The organism is Pseudocolwellia agarivorans (assembly GCF_002000085.1).
GTDB classification, from domain to species: Bacteria; Pseudomonadota; Gammaproteobacteria; order Enterobacterales; family Alteromonadaceae; genus Pseudocolwellia; species Pseudocolwellia agarivorans.
On the sequence record NZ_MUZU01000033.1, the window covers coordinates 1 to 1,741 of the forward strand.

General features: G+C 49.2%; 1 rRNA gene. It reads right to left on the minus strand.

Annotation, left to right across the window (positions count from 1 at the left end):
* Positions 1 to 1,741: ribosomal RNA gene (locus B0X80_RS20175) — 23S ribosomal RNA — on the minus strand; the annotation flags it as partial.

The window sequence follows — 1,741 nt, forward strand, 5'->3', positions numbered from 1 at the left end:
TTACCGGGGCTTCGATCATGAGCTTCGCAGAGCTAACCCAATCAATTAACCTTCCGGCACCGGGCAGGCGTCACACCGTATACGTCATCTTTCGATTTTGCACAGTGCTGTGTTTTTAATAAACAGTTCCAGCCACCTGGTTACTTCGACTCTCCTGTGCTTACTCCGCAAGGGATTCACACCAGAGAGCGTACCTTCTCCCGAAGTTACGGTACTATTTTGCCTAGTTCCTTCACCCGAGTTCTCTCAAGCGCCTTAGTATTCTCTACCTAACCACCTGTGTCGGTTTGGGGTACGGTTCCTATATATCTGAAGCTTAGAAGCTTTTCCTGGAAGCATGGCATCAATGACTTCATCTCCGTAGAGACTCGTCTCGACTCTCAGTGTTAACAGCAACCCGGATTTACCTAAGTCACCCACCTACAATCTTTCACACGGACTACCAACGCCGTGCTCACCTAGCCTACTCCGTCCCTCCTTCGCAATATATAGAAGTACAGAAATATTAATCTGTTTCCCATCGACTACGCGTTTCCGCCTCGCCTTAGGGGCCGACTTACCCTGCCCTGATTAACATGGGACAGGAAACCTTGGTCTTTCGGCGGGGGAGTTTTTCACTCCCCTTATCGTTACTCATGTCAGCATTCGCACTTCTGATACCTCCAGCATGCTTTACAACACACCTTCAACGGCTTACAGAACGCTCCCCTACCACTTGAACCTAAGTTCAAATCCGCAGCTTCGGTGACTAGTTTAGCCCCGTTACATCTTCCGCGCAGACCGACTCGACTAGTGAGCTATTACGCTTTCTTTAAAGGATGGCTGCTTCTAAGCCAACCTCCTAGCTGTCTATGCCTTTCCACATCGTTTCCCACTTAACTAGTACTTTGGGACCTTAGCTGGCGGTCTGGGTTGTTTCCCTCTTCACAACGGACGTTAGCACCCGTAGTGTGTCTCCCGCATATCACTCATTGGTATTCGGAGTTTGCAAAGGGTTGGTAAGTCGGGATGACCCCCTAGCCTTAACAGTGCTCTACCCCCAATGGTGTTCGTGCGAGGCTCTACCTAAATAGATTTCGGGGAGAACCAGCTATCTCCCGGCTTGATTAGCCTTTCACTCCGACCCACAAGTCATCACCGCATTTTTCAACATACGTGTGTTCGGTCCTCCAGTTGATGTTACTCAACCTTCAACCTGCCCATGGGTAGATCGCCGGGTTTCGGGTCTATACCTTGCAACTAAACGCGCAGTTAACACTCGCTTTCGCTACGGCTCCCCTATTCGGTTAACCTTGCTACAAAATATAAGTCGCTGACCCATTATACAAAAGGTACGCAATCACCTAACAAGTAGGCTCTCACTGCTTGTACGTATGCGGTTTCAGGTTCTATTTCACTCCCCTCACAGGGGTTCTTTTCGCCTTTCCCTCACGGTACTGGTTCACTATCGGTCAGTTAGGAGTATTTAGCCTTGGAGGATGGTCCCCCCATGTTCAGTCAACGTTTCACGTGTGCCGACCTACTCGATTTCATGGTAAGTTTATTTTCGTGTACGGGGCTATCACCCTGTATCGCTCTACTTTCCAGTAGATTCCACTAACTTACAAACCACTTAAGGGCTAATTCGCGTTCGCTCGCCGCTACTAACGAAATCTCGGTTGATTTCTTTTCCTCGGGGTACTTAGATGTTTCAGTTCTCCCGGTTCGCCTCGCTACCCTATGTATTCAGGTAGCGATACCC